This window comes from Rufibacter sp. JT3400010 (assembly GCF_054956755.1).
In genome coordinates this window covers 1-18654 of record NZ_JBUDXA010000031.1, presented here as the reverse complement: position 1 = coordinate 18654, position 18654 = coordinate 1, and the positions used below count along the sequence as shown (strand labels likewise).

Genomic DNA, 18654 nt, shown 5'->3' with positions numbered 1-18654 from the left:
TCACTGGGTATAATTTAACATGATGCCGTTGATCTTGGTGGGTAACCAGACCTGCATGGGGCTTTTGCCGCGGTTGGCCCAGGAATAGTAAGGGATGGCAGTGATGGTTTTCCTTTGGGTAACGGTAGACAAACCATCGGCACTCACGGAGATAACCGGCACTTCGGCTTTCAGAGCCACCACCCCGTTTAGGAGCTGTTTATTGAAAGTAGCCTCAAAACGGGTATCCTCGGGCACCACCATGTTCCAGGCTTCCTGGCCGTTGTCCACGCCTTCCACGCAGTACACCAGCGGTCCGCGTTGCAGGGCGATTCTGTTCTGGTTGTAGGTCAGGCTGTCTTTGGCCACTACCTTTTTCACCTCCATAGGTAGGTTCAGCTCCAGGTGATCGCCTTTTTTCCATTTGCGGTCCACTACAGCGTAACCCCGCTCCATCTTGTAGGGCACGGCTTTCCCGTTCAGTTTCAACGTGAATTTAGAAGGGGTCTTGTCAGAGAAACGGTACAGATCGCCGGGCACCGGATCCCCCTGCACCCAACCGGGAATGCGCAGGTGCAACGGGGCATTCGTAGCCTTGGCGGGATTCAGTGTGATGTCCACTTTGCCCTCCCAGGGGTAATTCGTTTTCATTTCCAGCGGAAGGTTCCCGTTGGGGGTATTGAGGTTGGTCTGGCTCCCGATGTACAGATTCACCCATACCCCGTTCCCGGACTGCGCATAGACGTAATTACCCAGCGAGGCGATGAGGCGGGAAATATTGGCCGGACAACAGGCCGTCCCGAACCACTCGCTGCGTTGGTGGTTTCCGCGTGAGGCCAGCGGATTTCCGTAGAAGAACCGGTCGCCGCTCAAGGACAAACCATCCAGCGCCCCGTTGTAAAGGCTGCGCTCCAGCACGTCTACGTACTTGCTGTCTCCGGTCATGGAGCTCATGCGCTGGTTCCAGAACACCATGCCCACCGAGGCGCAGGTTTCGCAGTACGCATGCTCATTAGGCAGGTCATAGTCTTTGGAGAAACCTTCGTTGCGGCCCGAAGATCCGATGCCGCCGGTGATGTACATGTTGCGATAGACCACGTCTTCCCACACATTTTTCATGGCGCCCATGTAGGCTTCATCGCCTTTCAGGGCAGCTACATCTGCGGCGCCGGTGTACATGTACATGGCCCGTACGGCGTGCCCGGTGATTTCCTTCTGCAGTTTCACCGGCACCACATCCTGGGCGTAGGCGGTGTCTTTCCAGTCGGTCCAGGTGTAACCTTTGGCCAATTTACGGCCGCGTTCTTCCAGGAGCCAATCAGCTAAGTCCAGGTACTTTTTGTTTTTGGTGGTTTTGTACAGCTTCACCAAGGCCAGTTCCAGTTCCTGGTGCCCGGTCACCCAATGCTGCTTGCCCGGCCCGAACAGCGAGGCAAAATGGTCGGCGAATTTGATGGAAACATCTAAGAGTTTGCGTTTGCCGGTAGCCTCATAATACGCCACAGCCGCTTCTATGAGGTGCCCGCCGTTGTAGTCTTCGTGCATGCTCATGTCGGTCCACCGCTTCTCGGGGAACTGGAGTGTGTAATAGGTGTTCAGATAGCCATCGGGTTGCTGGGCTTTCGCGATGAGGTCAATCCACTGATCAGCTTTCTTCTCCAGCTCAGCCGAGGGCTTGTTTTTGATGGAATAGGCAATCGCCTCCAGGGCCTTGTAGACATCGGAGTCATCGTAGAAAATGCCTTTGAACTCGCCTTTCTTCAGGCCAGCCATGATCTCGAAGTTCTGGATGCGGGGCGTTTTCACCTCGGTTTGCTCAATACAGACCGGAATCGTAACGTCGGCCACCTGGTCAATACGGGGCTTCCAGAAGGCATCGTTGATGGTGACTTTGGAGAAGTTGACCGGCGCGATATTCCTGATGCTTCCCTGCGCGAACGCCCCCGTCTGTACGAGGCAAATGGCCAGTAGTCTAAGTAGGTTTTTCTTCATTTTAAGGGTCTTTTACAAAAAACAGAGCATAAACACCTGATGTAAAAAAAGGACCAGTGGTAACGGTAAACCTGATCCTCCTGATGAGATTTTATTTGGCAGAGGCTCTCCCGGAGGCCACGTTTTCTTTCACCATTCGCACGCCATACACCGGACCGGCGCTGTTCTTCGGCTTGGCCTGCAGGGTGACTGTTACCTGCTGCTTGCCTTTCACCAGCTCCTGCGGTATGTCATAGGAGATGTCGTAGAACTTGCTTTCCTTGTACTTGTTGAGGTCCTCAGAGGCAATTTTCACCCCATCCACCAGAATATCAAAGTTGCGGTCGCGGTTGTCCATGCCCCAGTAGGTAGCCATGAGGGTGTTCTTGGCGTTGGGCGCCACTTTCATCTTGAACACCAGCTTGCCGCCCTGTTTGGTGGCCCGCCACTTCCGGCCGTGGTCTTCGCCGTTGAAGATGCTGTCACCGGTGAGTTCATGGTCGCGCTCGGGCTGCATCTCCCCTACCCGCAGGATGTCCACGGTGCGTGCTTCCAAGTCTCTCTGTTTCTGCTTTTCCTCTTCGTAGACTTTCTTCTGCACGGCCCACTTCTCGGGGGTGAACACGTCCCAGTACACCGTGTAATATTCATTACCCGTCTGATTGAACGGAATGAGATTCACCTGCTCCGGCACGGCGATGCCCGCGGTCTGGAACCGGAGTTTCTCTTCATTGAGAGTTCTGATCCATCTGTTGGCATTGGTTTCGCTGGTGACCAGCACAGGAACCCCGGTTACCGGCTCCGGCTCTTTTTCACCTAACACCCCGGCCAGCAACACCGGTCCGTAGAACACGGCTTTGCGGTTGGGGTTGTCAGGCAGGACCTCGGTGTAGAAATCAGAGGTGGCGGTGAACTCCACTTTGTCATTGTTTTTCCACTTGCGGTTCAACACGAAGTACCCGTCTTTATCAGCAGCCACCTTCTGGGTTTCGCCGTTCACTTTCACCTCCAGGTTTTTGGCCCAATGCGGCCTGCGGATTCGGAGGGGGAAAGAAGTCGTTTTTTGGGTTTGGACGGTAAGGGTGGTGTGGTCTTTGGCCGGGAGCTCGGTTTCTTGTTTGATTTTTACGCCTATCTCTTTCCAGTCCAGCTCTGAGGGAATAAATAGGTTCACGAACAGACTGCCGTCTTCTCCCCGGAAGTAGATGCTCTCGCCGTATTTCACGTGATTCTCCATGCCCGATCCAACGCAGCAGGTGAAATCTTCAAAGGGCGTGCTGTAAAACTTCTTGCCACCCATACGCAAAGGCACAAAATACGTCATCATACCATCGGCGTGGTTCTGAGAAGCCAAGATGTGGTTATAAAGCGCTTTCTCGTAGTAGTCCATCAAATGGGCCGAAGGCTGCAGGGCAAACAGGTGCCGAGTCAGTTTCAGCATATTGTAGGTGTTGCAGGTCTCGGTGGTGTTGTCGGTGAGTTTGTCGCTTAGTTTGCCAGGCTCGCTCAGGTACTCATAGTTGCTGTTTCCGCCGGTAGCATAAGAATGGTTCTGGGTCACGGTTTTCCAGAAGAAATCGGCAATGGCCAAGTCCTTTTTATCCCCAGTGAGCTCGTAGCGGCGGGCACTGGCGATGATCTTGGGGATTTGCGTATTGGAATGCTTGCCGGGAAGGATGTCCTGTCCTTTAGACAAAGGATCCAGGATGCTTTTGTCATAGAACCTATAAGACAGGTCCAGGTACTTTTTGTCTTTGGTGATGGCGTAGGTGTTGACCAGGGTCTCGGCCATGCCGCCGTACTCGCACACCATCATCTCCTGCATTTTCTCGTCGCTCAGGCCTTTGATGGTTTCCCCGGTCCAATCGGCGATGCCTTTGTTCACTGCCAGGGCTTTCTCGTTGCCGCAGTACTGGTAGGCATCCAGGAGGCCGGCCATGATCTTGTGCACGGTATACCAGGGCGCCCAGGCGCCGTTCAGGTCAAAGCCCCGGGATTTAATATTGCCGCTGGCTACCTCGGCCCACATCTTATCCTCATTGGGAATGGCGCCCACATACCCGGTTTTGCGGGCTTTCTGGGTTTCCACTAACTCATCCACGATGTAGTTCACTCGGTCCAGGTAGGCTTTGTCTTTGGTAGAAGCATACTGCATGGCACACGCCGAGAGATAGTGCCCCAGACTATGCCCCGCCAGACCTGAGGATTCCCACCCGCCGTACTTTGGCCCTTTGGGTTTGAGACCGGCATGGGCGCGGAAATCAGACAGCAGTCTGTCTGGCTCAATCTTCAGGAGGAAATCGGCGTCCGCTTTCATGGCCTCCTTGAAAGGGCTTTCCAGCAGTTTCACGTCCTGCAGGTTGAACGCGTAAGCCTTTATACCCACCACCGGCTTGATCTGCATTTTGGTGTTGTTCCACTCTGGAACATAAGACTGGGCCTGAGCTGTATTGAAGGAGATCAAACTGCCGATGAGCATGGGCAGGATAGACCATCTTTTCATTTCGTTCATAAAGTTGGGGTCTTACTTGATGATACTGGTTCTAACCACCTGGACCGGCTAATTGCTTTTTCAGGTATAGCCAGGTGGATTTATTAACTCTTTCTGCGCAGGCTAAAGCATTTTCCGCCTCAACGGTTATGTTTTAGGTCTTAATTCAAGAAAACAGGCCCAAAACATTCTTCCGCTGAAATCTTCTAATGCAATAAACACCAATACATTTAAAAGAAACTTCAGCATGTTAGCCAATGGTAATACTATGTTAACAGCGGTTTAACAAACCCGACATGAAGCAAAAAAATATGCCCACCCCCTGCCTCTTTTTAAAGAGACTGGAGTGAGCAGATTATCAATCAAACAAACAAATTATTTACTAATAGCTGGGGTTCTGCACCAGTTTAGGGTTCTTGCTGATTTCGTCAGCCGGAATGGGGAACAGAGCTTTGTTGGGACTGGTAGGACTATGGTTAAACCAAGCTTTTCTCCCGAACACCCCAAATCGGATCAGGTCCTGTCTCCGGTGGGCTTCCGCGGCAAACTCCCATCCTAATTCGTCTAACATCCTCCCGAACTGGATATCGCTTCCGCCGCTTCCAGGGCCAGCCTGAATGTTTCCGTTCACATCCTGCAATCCGTAGTCATAGGTACTGCCTTGCATTAGGTCGGCTCCGGTCACGGTGGCTTTGGCTGGGTTAGTATCTCTGAAAGCGCGCTGGCGCACCTGGGTCACCAAAACGGCGGCTTCATCTGCCCGGCCCAAGCGCAAAAGGCTTTCAGCTTTCATCATGAGCACATCAGCGTAGCGCAGCATTGGGAAATCATTGTCCAGTGAACCGGTAGCTCCTTCTTTGATTTTATACTTCCCAATCCGGTAGCCATCGTTTGACTTTGTGGCTGCCATACTGGGTAATAGTTTCTTGTAATCAATCACAATTGCCCCAGTGGTAGCATCTTTTTGAGGCCCCATGATCCAGGTGTCCTTTAAACGGCCATCCTGGGCATCATAGGTGTCAATAAACTGCGGAACGGCAGCATTTCCGCCCCACGGCCCGGCCTGCATCTTGTACACGAACCGGCTGGCCGGGTCCAGGGTTTTCATATGGACAATATTACCATCGCCATAGATTTGATCATACGGAATGGCAAAAATGATCTCCGGAGAATTCTGATTGGTGTAAGTGAAAACATCAGAGTAATTGGGATCCAGCGAGTACTTCTGACTGGCAATAATGTCATTACACTGCTCAATACTTTTTTCCCACTGGGGCGTGCCGGTGTAGACGCCGGCATTCAGGTAGATTTTGGCCAGTAAGGCTTTCACTCCCCACTTGTTCAGCTGCCCATAAGTGGCAGAAGGATCAGCGCTTAAGAGAGGCATTACCTCTAGCAGCTCCGTTACCACGAAGTCGTACACTTGTTTCCGTGATTTTTGATCTGGCAGTTGAACGTCTTTGTAATCTGTCACTATGGGCACATTGCCATGGTTATCCAGTAAAAGGTAGTAGGCAAAGGCTCGGGCGGCCCTCAACTCTGCCACCAATGCCTCTTTCCCGTTTTCAATGGCAATCTCTCCGGCATCAATCTGCGCCAGTACCCGGTTGGCTTTGGTAATGCTATTGTAAGCACTTAACCAGGTATTCTGAGGTTGCCATTCCTGCGCGGTCCAGGCATGGGTGTGCATCCGCAGATACGTACCCCCATCATACCAGCCATTGGGGCGGGCAGGCGTGGCAATGGCATCTGCGCTTTCTTCCTGCAAATCAAAGTACCCTTGCCAGCCCATCATCAAGCCTCTGAAGGAAGCATATACCGGTGCAATAATGGCCGGAATATCTTTTTCCGTGGGTTTGAAACTGTCAGCGAGAACCTCTGAATAAACGTCTTCATCCAGGTTGGTGCAGGCACTAATACCACCCATTGCTCCTAAGGTAGTAGCCAGGGTATATACTATAAATTTCTTTTTCATGATCGTACTAATAAGAACTTAGAAGGATACATTAAGGCCAGCCGTGAACGTGCGGGTAGTAGGATATTTGTCACGCTCATCATTGCCTGGAGCGAACCCAGAATAGCTAACCCCTTCCGGATCCAGTCCTTTGTAACCAGTGATGGTAAACAGGTTCAAGCCAGACACATAGACTCTTGCATTTTTCACAACCTTGATCAGGTCTTTTGGCAAGGTGTAGCCAAAGGTTACGTTATCAATTTTCACGTAGTCTCCTTTTTCAATGTAGTGGCTTACATACACCAGGTCGTTATTGAGCCGTTTTCCGTAAACCGGGTCATAAGCAGTTTTAAGCATGTTATATGATGTATTTTTAGGGTTTTCATAGAACATGCGCTGGAAGTTCAGGATGTCGTGCCCAAACGCTCCTCTAATGTTTACAGACAGGTCAAAGTTTTTGTACCTGGCCGAGTTGTTCCAACCCAGCACATGCTTAGGAATGGCATTGCCATAGTATTGACGGTCCTCCTGGGTGGCCTCACTGATAGGAATGGTTTCTCCGGTTTTGCTTTCTACCAGCCAGCCGCCGTTCGCATCCACCCCTACTGTTTTCCAGACATAGAAACGACCGATAGGCTCTCCAACCGCTACCCGGTGAGTGAAATCCTGAATGGGTTCACCGGTATAACCAGCATCAAAATACTCTACTGTATTGTCAAACTGGTCGTTTGAAAGGGAAATAAGTTTAGTTGTATTGGTTGAATAAGTCAAATTAGAGTTCCAGGTAAAATTTTGGGTTTCAACGGGAGTAAAATTCACCAATGCCTCAAACCCTTGGCTGCGGAGTGCCCCCGCGTTAATGGTCATGTAGCTGTACAAGTAAGGAGGCGACGGAACCTGGAAGGTATACAGCAAGTCTTCAATGTCACGCCGGAAGAAATCAAGGGAACCACTGATGCGGTTTTTCAGGAAACCAAAGTCAAGGCCTACGTTGTATTCCCCTTTTCTTTCCCAACGTAGATCTGGGTTGAAGTTACGGACTGGAGTGAAACCCCTCACCCATTTCCCTCCAATAAAAGCCCCTTCCGCTTCGCTGAAGTTGTAGCTAATCTGCGACATATACGGGCTGTTGGCAATGGTACCCGTTACTCCGTAACCTGCTCTCAATTTAAGGTCTGACACAAACCCTAATGTTCTCATAAAGCCCTCCTGGCTGATTCTCCAGCCCACCGACACTGCCGGGAAGGTACCCCACTGGGAGTTAATCCCAAACTTTGATGAGCCTTCACGCCGCACACTGGCCATGAACAGGTATTTGTCGTTCCAGTTGTACGTGACACGCCCAAAGAAGCCAATGAGTTTCCAGTTGTCTTTGTAGCTCCCCATGCTAGACAGACCAGCCTGCACCGCTTGGCCAACCCCTAAATTGTTCCAGCCGTAGGCATCCGTAGGGAAATTCCAGTTATCGGCGTTGAACCCTTCATTGGTCTCATCTTGCCAGCTATAGCCACCTAATACGCTGAAGGTATGCGCCCCTATGGTCTTCGCATAGTTAGAAGTGAGTTCAAGCAAATTGGTCCGGCTAGCACCGGTACTTCTGCCCGCATTGCTGTTTCGGTTATCCAACCAGGTATCTGAGTGGTTGAACGTAGAGGCGTACCCGTTTAAGGAACTTCCCTCAATATGGGACCCCAATAATTTCAGGTGTAAATCTTTGATGGGCGAATAGTCTAAGCTTCCGCTCATTCTCATTTCCTTGGTGGTGGTCTCCCGGTCAAACTCCTCTATCCTGGCCACAGGATTCAGGTAGAAGTACCCGTCGCGTTCCTGCCATTCACCGGTTTCCGTTCTTACCCGGTCCGTTGGGTTCCGGATGATCGCCTGCCGGTACGCATACCCGTCACCGCCGCCTTGCACATAAGAACCTACCGTATTGATTAACTGAATATTCGCCTTTAGTTTTTCATCAAACATGGCGTGGTTTATGTCTGCCCTGGCAACGAAACGTTCCTGCCCTGTCCGTTTCATGATACCTTCCCAGTTTCTGTAGTTGAGCGAGCCGGTGAAGTTTGTAGCCGAATTTCCGCCGAAGAACGTCAGGTTGTGGTTCTGGCTAACGGGTGTCTGCATGATCTCATCCAACCAATCTGTGTTGCCGCCATAATCATCATAATCAATCCCTTCTTCCTGAATCAGGCGGCGGTAATCATCTCCCGTCAGCAGTTCAGGCCTTCTGGCTATTTGTTGTACACTGGTATAGGCGTTGTATTCTATGGTACTGCGGTCACTTTGGTTTTTACGGGTAGTGATTAGGATTACCCCTCCGGTAGCCCGGGTTCCGTAGATAGCCGCCGCCGATCCATCTTTCAAGACGTCTATTGACTCAATGTCTTCCGGAGCTACGGTATTTAAGCTGCCAGGCACCCCGTCAATGATCACCAATGGATTGGAACTCCCATTAATGGAGCTGATGCCCCGCAGGTTAATTTGTGTATTTGCATTAGGGTCTCCGCTGGGAGTGGTTACCCGCAAACCGGCCACTTTTCCTTGTATTAACTGGGCGGCATCGCGTACGGCACCCTTCACAAAGTCTTCTCTGTCTACTCCTGCCACGGCACTGGTCACATCGCCCTTCTTCTGGGTTCCGTATCCAATCACTACTACTTCCTCTAAAACCTGCCGGTCAGCCTTGAGGCGGATATTCAACTGAGATTGGTTGCCAACCAATACTTCCTGGGGAGTGTATCCTATATAACTGAATATAAGGACAGCATTTTCAGGAGCAGATAACTGGTATTTACCATTTACATCTGTCATAACTCCCGCTGTCCCTCCTTTTATGGAGACAGAGACCCCTATCAGCGGCGAACCATCTTCGGCAGAAGTCACAGTGCCTGATACCGTTCTATTTTGCCTTGTTACCACGCGTGGGTCTCTCACCCCAGCATAAGCGCTTTCCTGGTGAATACAGGGAAGAACGGTGTACAACATCACGGTACCCGACAATGCGAGAACCCTATTCGTAAATTTCCATTTCATAAAGCCAATTGTTAAAATTCAAACAGAAAGAATCACATGCCCTTCAGAAATGAAGGTGCCATCAACCAGTGCCTAAAGGCAATGGGGTCACCATCTGGGAAATTGACAGATGGAGGGGTAAATACCGGCAGCCTAAGCTGGATTTTGACGCTTCCCACCAGCAGTGTGGGTGTCAAAAAGAAAGGAAGTGCTGCTGCACACCTCCTACCCAAAGGAAAAGTGCAAAAAAGCCATTACCCTTGGAATGGGCGCAGGCGGGAGCACAAGAAAAGTGGAACATCTGAGCTAATCAGATCTCTTCTGCAGGTTTTAATTGAAAGTCTCTGTTGGCAGTATTTTCAAGCAAATAAGTGAGGCTAGAAGTCCTGCAATCAAAGAACACATCTACTATGTGGGCATAGTCCTGTTTCAAACAGGCATACAAGAACTTACATGGCAGCTCCCTTATCATGTAATTCCTGACACTATTTAGAAAAGGTAAGCTTTTAGCAAGACTACCTCTGCATCATCATACTCTTGACTCCTTTCTCCTGGTCATCAAGAATGTAATCAGCGCTTTTAGTTTAAAGAAGACAAGGTCTCATGATTTATCCTCCATGTTAGTGTTTGTTGGTTTTAACTAGTTGTATTACCTACTAATTTTGGATGCTGCACCTTTACAAATCTACTCTTTCCAATAAAGCAACCCCTCTTCTGGATTATCTAATACAGATACTATATTAACATCATGTTACCAACCCTTGAATGAGAGCTTTGTCAAGCTTCCTAAACGAGTGTGTTTGTAAAGTTTGACAAAGCCTAACTCCTTCACATTTATAGGAAAATCGGCCAGGAAGGGAAAGATGGGAAAGTATGTTGCCTATTATAAGGCATCAACCAAGCAGCAGGGGCAGTCCGGACTTGGGTTGGAGGCGTAACGCTCGGCTGGGCGCTATTTTATTAGTGACAGCACTTTTGAGTACCGTCGTACATGCATATACAATTCTTTAAGAACTGTATCAACTATGCCCAATAGAGTTGGGGGAAAGGGAAAGTACTTAAAGAACAATACTATTGTCCTCAGTATCGGCGGAAAGACTCCAAGTATTTACAGAATACATCCGGTACAACAATAGAATTGCAGACGAAAGGAAGTAGTAAACCGACATACATTAAAATGAAACATTATATCTCGTGCTATGAAGGAAAAAGGTATTGCAGTCAAATCAATATAAAGGCTGCCAACTCACCGATAAGGGATTTTCCCCCTCTAGATAATCTGAGTATATACCTTGCAGAGTACACCCGCACCATGCTTGGTGCGCACAACACCTAAACTTCCGCCTTTAACCGACGGGCTTGCGTTGTCAGTGGTACACGAAACCGCGTGTACAGGATTCCACAGGATTCTCACCGGAAGTGTTCTTGTTATATTGGGCCATAAACGGAGAACGGCGTAACGCTTGCAAACGCCTAGCATCACTCTCCCTCTAAAAACAGCGTATTATGGTTTCAAAAAAATGCAGCCTTGCCCTGCTGCTCCTACTTTCCCTCACGCTCCAAGTGATGGCCTTCGCCAAGGAAGTCTTCCCAGACGGAACGCCTATACCAGACTGGTTCCGGCAAAACAAACCCACCGATATTACCAAACTGGGCAAGCAGTACCGTATTACAGACTTTAACCTCAAAAACGACAGTACTGTCCTTCAGACCGCCCTTTTACAGGCCGTAATTGACAAAGCGGCTGAAAACGGCGGCGGCGTGGTCATCATTCCCAAAGGGACGTTCCTGAGTGGCTCACTCTTCTTCAAACAAGGCACGCACCTGTATCTGGAAGAAGGCGGAAAGTTGAAAGGCAGTGATGACATCAGCAATTTCCCGTTGGTGCCAACCCGCATGGAGGGACAAAGCCTGAAGTACTTCGCAGCGTTGGTGAATGCCGACGGCTTGGACGGATTCACCATCTCGGGGAAAGGAACTATTGACGGCAACGGACTACGCTACTGGAAATCCTTTTGGCTCCGGCGGCAGTTCAACCCCGCCACTACCAACATGGATGAAATGCGACCAAGGCTGGTGTACATTTCCAACTGCAAGAACGTGCAACTGTCTGGCGTACGGCTGATCAATTCCCCTTTCTGGACCACGCACTTATACAAAAGCGAAAACGTAAAGCTGCTGGACCTCTACATCTACTCTCCTAAAGAGCCGGTAAAAGCCCCCAGTACCGATGCCGTAGATATTGACGCCTGTAAAAACGTGCTCATCAAGAACTGCTACATGTCTGTGAATGATGATGCGGTGGCGTTAAAAGGTGGCAAAGGCCCGCGGGCCGACAAGGACGAGAAAAACGGCGGCAACTACAACATCATCATTGAAGACTGCACCTACGGTTTCTGCCACGGCGCTTTGACCTTCGGAAGCGAGTCTATCCATGACCGCAACATTATTTTGCGCAGAATCAAGGTAAACCACGCAGAGCGTCTGCTTTGGTTCAAGATGCGTCCAGACACTCCCCAGATCTACGAACATGTGTTGGTGGAAGACATTGAAGGCCAGGACATAGGCAATTTCATCTTCATCCAGCCCTGGACTCAGTTCTTCGACCTCAAAGGAGAACAGGTAGCGGGCACCTCCAAAATCCAGAACATCACCATGCGCAACATCAAGCTGAGTTGCAATAACTTTTTCAACGTGGGCGCTTCCAAGGATCCCTCCCCTGCGCAAGGCTTCGGCTACAGGATGTCAGACTTTAGGTTTGAGAACATTGAGGTAACCGCCAAAAATCATCTGGAGATAAACACTTCCCTCATAGAAAACTTTAAAGGGAAGAATGTCACGGTGAACAAGAAGAAGCTTTTCTAGAAAGGTTTATCACTTTAAAACGCAGGTACTTTCTACCATTTCATGACCTGGGTAAGCACCTCATTTCTTAGCGTAGCATATGAAAAAAATCTTTCTATACCTGTTCTTCTTTTGCCTGACCGCTACTGGTTACGGCCAGCGTATCATGGAAAACCTGGACCGTGGGGTAGTAGCCGTTCGGCATAGCCCAGATTCTGTTTTCATTAGCTGGCGTTTATTGGGAACTGAGCCCCAAAACCTACCCTTTAACCTTTACCGCACCTCTGGCACGGGGAAACCGGTGAAGCTGAATGCGCAACCCATCACGGGCGGCACTAACTTTATAGACACCAAAGCGAACGTAGGGCAAAACACCGCCTACACCGTGAAAGCCCTGGTGAACGGTAAAGAAACGGCCAGCAGCAAACCTTTCGTGATTCCCGCCAACGCGCCGGTAAGCCAGTACCTATCCGTTCCGCTGAAGACACCCGCCGGATACCGGCCGCACGACACTTCAGTGGGTGACCTGGATGGTGATGGCGAGTACGAACTGGTGATCCACCAAGTGGGCAAAGGACTAGACAACTCCTTCAATGGGTTTACTGACAAACCCATGCTGCAAGCCTACAAACTCAACGGCACCTTGCTTTGGACCATAGACCTGGGCCGCAACATACGCGAAGGCGAACACTACACACAGTTCATTGTGATGGACCTGGACGGGGACGGCAAGGCCGAAGTAGCCATGAAAACCGCCGATGGCACCATAGACGGCAAAGGAAAAGTGATTGGCGACTCCACCAAAGATTACCGCAGCAAAGTGCCCACAACCCTGGGCAAAGTGCTGGAAGGGCCTGAGTTCTTTACGGTATTTGACGGACAGACCGGTGCGGCGCTGGCCACCACAGACTACATTCCCTCCCGCAATCCTACCAACGGCTGGGGCGGCCCCGGCGGAAACGGGGGCAATGACAACAGCGGCAACCGGGTAGACCGTTTTCTGGCCTGTGCCGCCTATTTAGACGGAAAACTGCCGAGCGTGGTCATGTGCCGCGGTTATTACGGCCGTACCGTGCTCGCGGCCTGGGATTTTAGAAACGGAAAACTGACCTCCCGCTGGGTGTTTGATACCAAAGACGGCAAAAACCCTTTTTCGGGCCAGGGAAACCATAACTTGACGGTAGCCGATGTGGACGAGGACGGCAAAGACGAAATTGTGTACGGCTCTATGGTAGTGGATGACAACGGAAAAGGACTGTTTACCACCGGGTTCCGCCACGGCGATGCCCTCCACGTGAGTGATCTGGACCCTGACCGTCCCGGCCTGGAAGTGTTCGGTCCCCATGAAATTGAAGACCATGCCAAAGGCGACTCGGGCTACGTGAAAGATGCCGGTCCTGGCGTAACCGTTTACGCGGCCCGTACCGGCGAAGCGTACTTCAAAGGCTCTATTGACACCGATGTAGGGGGCGGCGTGGCCGAAAACATTGACCCAGACAACAAGGGCGCTGAAATGTGGTGGTCAGGCTCCGGCGGATTGTACTCCATGAAAGGCACTAAAATAGGCCCCACTCCTACCGGTGGCTCCTGGCTGATTTGGTGGGACGGTGATTTTACCCGCGAACTGATGGGTGGCGGCAAAATCAGCAAATACAAAGGCGGCACCATCTTCAGCGCGGGCGCGGAAAGAGGTAATGGCAGAGGAAACCCAAACCTGACTGCTGACCTGTTCGGGGACTGGCGGGAAGAGTTCATTTTAAGCTCGGGGCCCAATGAACTTCGCATCTACACCACCACCGTTCCTACCAAGCACCGACTTTATACCCTCATGCACGACCCGCAGTACCGGCTCAGCATTGCTTGGCAGAATGTGGCGTATAACCAGCCGCCGCACCTGAGCTTTTACCTGGGTGAGGATATGAAGCAAGCCCCTAAACCCAAGATTATACTGGCTAAAAAAGCTAAACCAACTTCCAACTAACAGTAGACGTGCCTCCTAATTACGCTTTTCACGGCTGTCATTAGGAGGCATGTGTTTTAAGGCTGTTTTCAGGAATTAGGCCTAAAAGCAGCTTGAAAGTTTCTTCCCCTTGATGAGTAAGTAAAGATCTATGGTATAGCTGACTGTTTAATTAGAAGTCGCATTTACGTATTTTTACTTTATGGAAGGTACGGAAGAAAATAAGAGAGGAAAGATTCTATCGGCTTACGAAGCGCTGGCTGAAAGTTATGATCGCCTGATTGACCACAAACCCCACAATGCCTACTATGACCGGCCCAACACCCTGGGGCTAATGCCGGAGGTGCAAGGGAAATCCATTCTGGATGCGGCCTGCGGCCCAGGTAAATACGCCGAGGTCCTTCTTGCTCAGGGAGCTAACGTAACCGGGTTCGATTTTAGCCCTAGTATGGTAAAACTAGCCCAAAAACGGAACAAAGGCGCGGGCACGTTCTTCGTCCATGATCTGGCGGAGCCGCTTCTCATGGTGGAAGACGCCTCTTTTGATATTGTCCTCTGTGCCCTGGCCCTGCATTATCTCCCAGATTGGACGGTGACCATTCAGGAATTCCGGAGGGTTTTGAAACCCGACGGGCACCTGGTCATTTCCATTGAACACCCTTTTACAGAATACAACTACTTCCAATCTACCCGGTATTTTGAGGTGGAACCCGTGCACTGCATCTGGAACGGCTTCGGGCAACCCGTTGAGGTGCATAGCTACCGAAGACCCTTGGGTGCCAGCTTAGCTGCCTTAACCGACAATGGCTTTTTACTGGATAAGCTCCTGGAGCCCAGGCCTGTACCTGAATTTGAGAAACTAGACCCAAAACACTTCAAAGAGTTGAACGCCTTTCCGGGTTTTATGTGCATCAGGGCGGTTCCCAGAAAGTGAAATGCTGCTTTAATGCGGGAAAGGAAATAGCAGCATCGTGTTTCTTTTGAAGCATATTGCTATCTTCAAGCTTTGTGTACTTCGCTTCCCAGGCCTCATGGATATCGCCGCCTCGCGAAACTCCTCCTAGTGAAGTCACGCATTCAAGCTCAATAACTAAAAAGATAGATGCCCCATCTGATTGATGCCTTTGATGATTATAATGACTTTGCCAGGACTCGTTATTATATCATCTGTTTTGATAAACTTCCTTCTACCCTGCGGTTTGAAACACCCTTCAAGGAAAGCAAAGAGTCCATGGAACGGATTATGGCTGCTTTCAACGCCGAGCAATTGGAGTTGAAGGAGGTGTTCAAGAACTGGAGTACCGAGGATGACAAGGATTCTGATTCTTCGCAGGACTATCCGTTCCAGTACTTGTTGAAAAGTTCGGCCAAAGGCCTGCTTCTTTGGGTTTCATTAGTAAACAATGAGCTGTTTGTAGAATTCCTCTACGATGCCACAGATCCTGAGCTGGAACAGGAAGTAGTTGCCTTGAATAAAAACCTGCGGGCTGAGTTTGGCACCAACAAGTCCCCTACCTTCAAGGTACTGACCCATAGTTCCAATCATTTTGATACCGAAGACGTCAAAAGTGAATTTCTGCAAGTCAATATTGAGGAACTGTACAATGATGATTTTGTGGAGATCAACGCCATTATTGAAAAGTCTTTGGGACAGGAAAAGTCTGGGTTGATTTTGCTGCATGGCGTACCCGGCACCGGAAAGACTTCTTATATCAAGAACCTGCTTTCCCGCTTCCATGAGAACAACTTCATCTTTATTCAGAATGAGTTTGTGCAGGACCTCTTAAAGCCAGATTTTATCTCTTTCTTATTAAAGAACCGAAACTCTATTCTGGTCATTGAGGATGCCGAGAAAGTGATTACCACCAGAGAAAGCATCAGTGAAAACTCAGTGGTATCTACCATTCTGCAACTAACGGACGGGCTCTTCAGCGATTTCCTGAATATCAAAATTATTTGCACCTTCAATACCAACATTGAACGGGTAGACAAAGCGCTTCTCCGCAAAGGCCGGTTAATTGCCAATTATGAATTCAAGCCTCTGGCGGCAGAGAAAGCGAGAAAATTGCTGGCGTCTTTAGGCCATACAGTAACTAATACTGAGATGGCGTTAGCCGACATCTTCAATTTTGAGGAGAAAACTTTTGATACAACGGGCAATAAAAAGAAAATAGGCTTTTAGTTTGATTCTGGTTGAGGTTCTAACGGATGGGAGGCACAAGCAGGAGTAGTTTCTACCAAACCTTTGAGGTCTTCAAGAACTCAACCATTTTGGGCTTGTTTCCGCAGATTAACTCTTAACCGATTGAGCAGGGCGCTTACCTTCGGGCGAGGGACTGGGTTAAAATCCGGGTATGCTGTGTAGGACCAGATTTTGAATGCAGCAGAGGCAAAATGATAGCACAAACATCTATAAACCACCTAAAACAACTTAACACTATGGAAGGAACCAAAATTACCGTGCAGACTACTGTGGCAGCAGACATTCAAAAAGTGTGGGCGTATTGGACATCGCCGCAGCATATTGTGAACTGGAATTTCGCGTCTGATGACTGGCATTGCCCCCATGCCGAAAATGATGCGCGGACTGGTGGCAAATTCTCCTCTACCATGGCCTCCAAAGACGGGAACATGAGCTTTGACTTTGAAGGCACCTATGATGAAGTCATTGACCAGCAAAGAATTGCTTATTCTCTGGCCGACGGAAGACAAGTGACCGTTGCATTTGAAGACCTGGGCGACCAAACCAAAGTGACGGAAAGCTTTGACTCAGAAAACAGCCATTCAGATGAGATGCAAAGAGCCGGGTGGCAAGCTATTCTAGACAACTTCAAAAAGTACGTGGAGGCTAGATAGGAATTGTGTAGTTGTAGAAAGCAATTAGAACAAAACACTCGCTCGCCTCTGGCGAGTGTGAGCTACCTGCGGCGTCCCGCCGCTTTGTGTACGTTTATTCAAAGCGAGCAGAGAAACGGCCAGAGGCCGATAGTAGCTCACACTCGCCAGAGGCGAGCGAGTGAAATCACTACTTTATGACAACTATTACAGTCTCTGCATTAGTGCCATTGTTGGTGTTATCACCAACAATCCTTTATCGGCTCTTTTCTCAAAACTGCCATCAAACTGATCTGAGTAGAAGTTGCTGGTGATAACACCAACAATGGCGAAATGAGCAGAAATCAGGGACCTGTTCTCACCCCATTTATAAGCCAGAGCAAAGAACCCAAGCTGGAAACAGCCTGATACTGGATGGTAGAAGTAGAAAACTTTCCGCCCAATTCCGTATAACAGAAGCTGACCTTCCGGCTAAAGTAATTTGTGCTGCCAATACCCCGTACATGCTTCCCAAAAAGAAAGAACACCCCAAGGAGAAATCAGAGTTACACCCCAGGAACAAGCACCGGGAGCGCTATGACTTTACCCAACTGATCAAGAGCAGCCCTGAACTTGGTCGGTTCGTAAAGCTGAATGACTTTAAAGACCGGTCCATTGATTTCTTCAACCCCGAGGCGGTGAAAACCCTGAACAAAGCCTTGCTGAAGCATTTTTACGGAATCAAATACTGGGACATTCCGCCTAACTATCTTTGTCCGCCCATACCGGGAAGAGCCGATTACATTCACCACCTCGCTGATTTGCTGGGCAGCCAGAACCCGGTGGGCAAAGGGCATAAAATACCCACAGGAGCGCACATCAGATGTCTGGACATTGGCGTGGGCGCCAACTGCGTGTACCCCATCATTGGCCATACAGAATACGGTTGGTCGTTTGTAGGAGCAGACATTGACCCGGTTTCCATTGAATCTGCTAGTAAAATAACAGCGCTAAATCCCTCTCTGCAAGGCTATATTACTTGCCGGTTACAGGCCTATTCCAAAGATATTTTCAAGGGGATTATTCAAAAAGATGAACGTTTTGACCTCACGCTGTGCAACCCTCCTTTTCATACCTCGGCGGCAGAGGCGCAGTCTGGCTCTCTCCAGAAACTGAGGAACCTGAAGGGGCAAAAGATCACAAAATCTGTCCTCAACTTCGGGGGACAAAGCAATGAGTTATGGTGCGAAGGCGGAGAAGCCAAATTCATAGCAGATATGGTTAGAGAGAGCAAACACTTCTTTGATTCCTGCTTCTGGTTTACCACGCTGGTCTCCAAAAGTGCCCACCTGAAAGGTGCCTACAGAACCCTGGAACTAGCCGGGGCGGCCGAAGTGAAAACCATCTCTATGAGCCAGGGAAACAAAATAAGCCGCTTCATAGCCTGGACCTTCCTTACCCCAGAACAACGAAAAGCCTGGATAGCTTCCCGGTGGAATACGGGCGATAAATCAGCAGGCAAGAAGAACATAAGCGGCTCTTAAGAAGCAATCTACAGGAGTCCTTGCCCTTGCCTCCTACGGCCGTTTTCGATTTATTTTTCCTAAAGCAGCCACCAAACAC

At 49.7% G+C, this 18654-nt stretch carries 10 protein-coding genes; 6 read left to right on the top strand and 4 right to left on the bottom strand.

The annotated features are described in order from the left end of the window. The 4 genes from ACY0JR_RS19925 to ACY0JR_RS19910 form a co-directional block, all read right to left on the bottom strand. Positions 1-1971 (bottom strand): glycoside hydrolase family 127 protein, encoded by a 1971-nt coding sequence (locus tag ACY0JR_RS19925; protein ID WP_462635925.1) that lies wholly within the window; start codon positions 1969-1971, stop codon positions 1-3. Between the two features lie 91 nt (positions 1972-2062). Continuing rightward, complete coding sequence (locus tag ACY0JR_RS19920) at positions 2063-4462, bottom strand: beta-L-arabinofuranosidase domain-containing protein (protein WP_462635924.1); 2400 nt, start codon at positions 4460-4462, stop codon at positions 2063-2065. Positions 4463-4823: 361 nt separating this feature from the next. Further along, on the bottom strand, positions 4824-6416 hold the full coding sequence (locus ACY0JR_RS19915; protein ID WP_462635923.1) for a RagB/SusD family nutrient uptake outer membrane protein: 1593 nt from the start codon (positions 6414-6416) through the stop codon (positions 4824-4826). Between the two features lie 18 nt (positions 6417-6434). Further along, positions 6435-9434, bottom strand: a complete 3000-nt coding sequence (locus ACY0JR_RS19910; RefSeq protein ID WP_462635922.1) for a SusC/RagA family TonB-linked outer membrane protein — start codon at positions 9432-9434, stop codon at positions 6435-6437. A gap of 1485 nt (positions 9435-10919) precedes the next feature. Here ACY0JR_RS19910 and ACY0JR_RS19905 point away from each other — a divergent pair. The 6 genes from ACY0JR_RS19905 (at position 10920) to rlmF (ending at position 18575) form a co-directional block, all read left to right on the top strand. Then, positions 10920-12278: a rhamnogalacturonidase gene (locus tag ACY0JR_RS19905; protein WP_462635921.1), complete on the top strand. Its 1359-nt coding sequence runs from the start codon at positions 10920-10922 to the stop codon at positions 12276-12278. 79 nt (positions 12279-12357) lie between these two features. After that, the gene (locus tag ACY0JR_RS19900; protein ID WP_462635920.1) at positions 12358-14238 is read left to right on the top strand and encodes a rhamnogalacturonan lyase; all 1881 of its coding nucleotides are present in this window, start codon (positions 12358-12360) and stop codon (positions 14236-14238) included. Positions 14239-14419: 181 nt separating this feature from the next. Then, the gene (locus ACY0JR_RS19895; protein WP_462635919.1) at positions 14420-15151 is read left to right on the top strand and encodes a class I SAM-dependent methyltransferase; all 732 of its coding nucleotides are present in this window, start codon (positions 14420-14422) and stop codon (positions 15149-15151) included. Between the two features lie 168 nt (positions 15152-15319). Continuing rightward, positions 15320-16399, top strand: coding sequence for an AAA family ATPase (locus tag ACY0JR_RS19890; protein WP_462635918.1), 1080 nt, complete (start codon positions 15320-15322; stop codon positions 16397-16399). A 257-nt stretch (positions 16400-16656) separates the two neighbouring features. Beyond that, positions 16657-17073, top strand: coding sequence for an SRPBCC family protein (locus ACY0JR_RS19885; protein WP_462635917.1), 417 nt, complete (start codon positions 16657-16659; stop codon positions 17071-17073). Positions 17074-17555: 482 nt separating this feature from the next. Further along, positions 17556-18575, top strand: a complete 1020-nt coding sequence (gene rlmF / locus ACY0JR_RS19880; RefSeq protein WP_462635916.1) for a 23S rRNA (adenine(1618)-N(6))-methyltransferase RlmF — start codon at positions 17556-17558, stop codon at positions 18573-18575. Positions 18576-18654 lie beyond the last annotated feature (79 nt).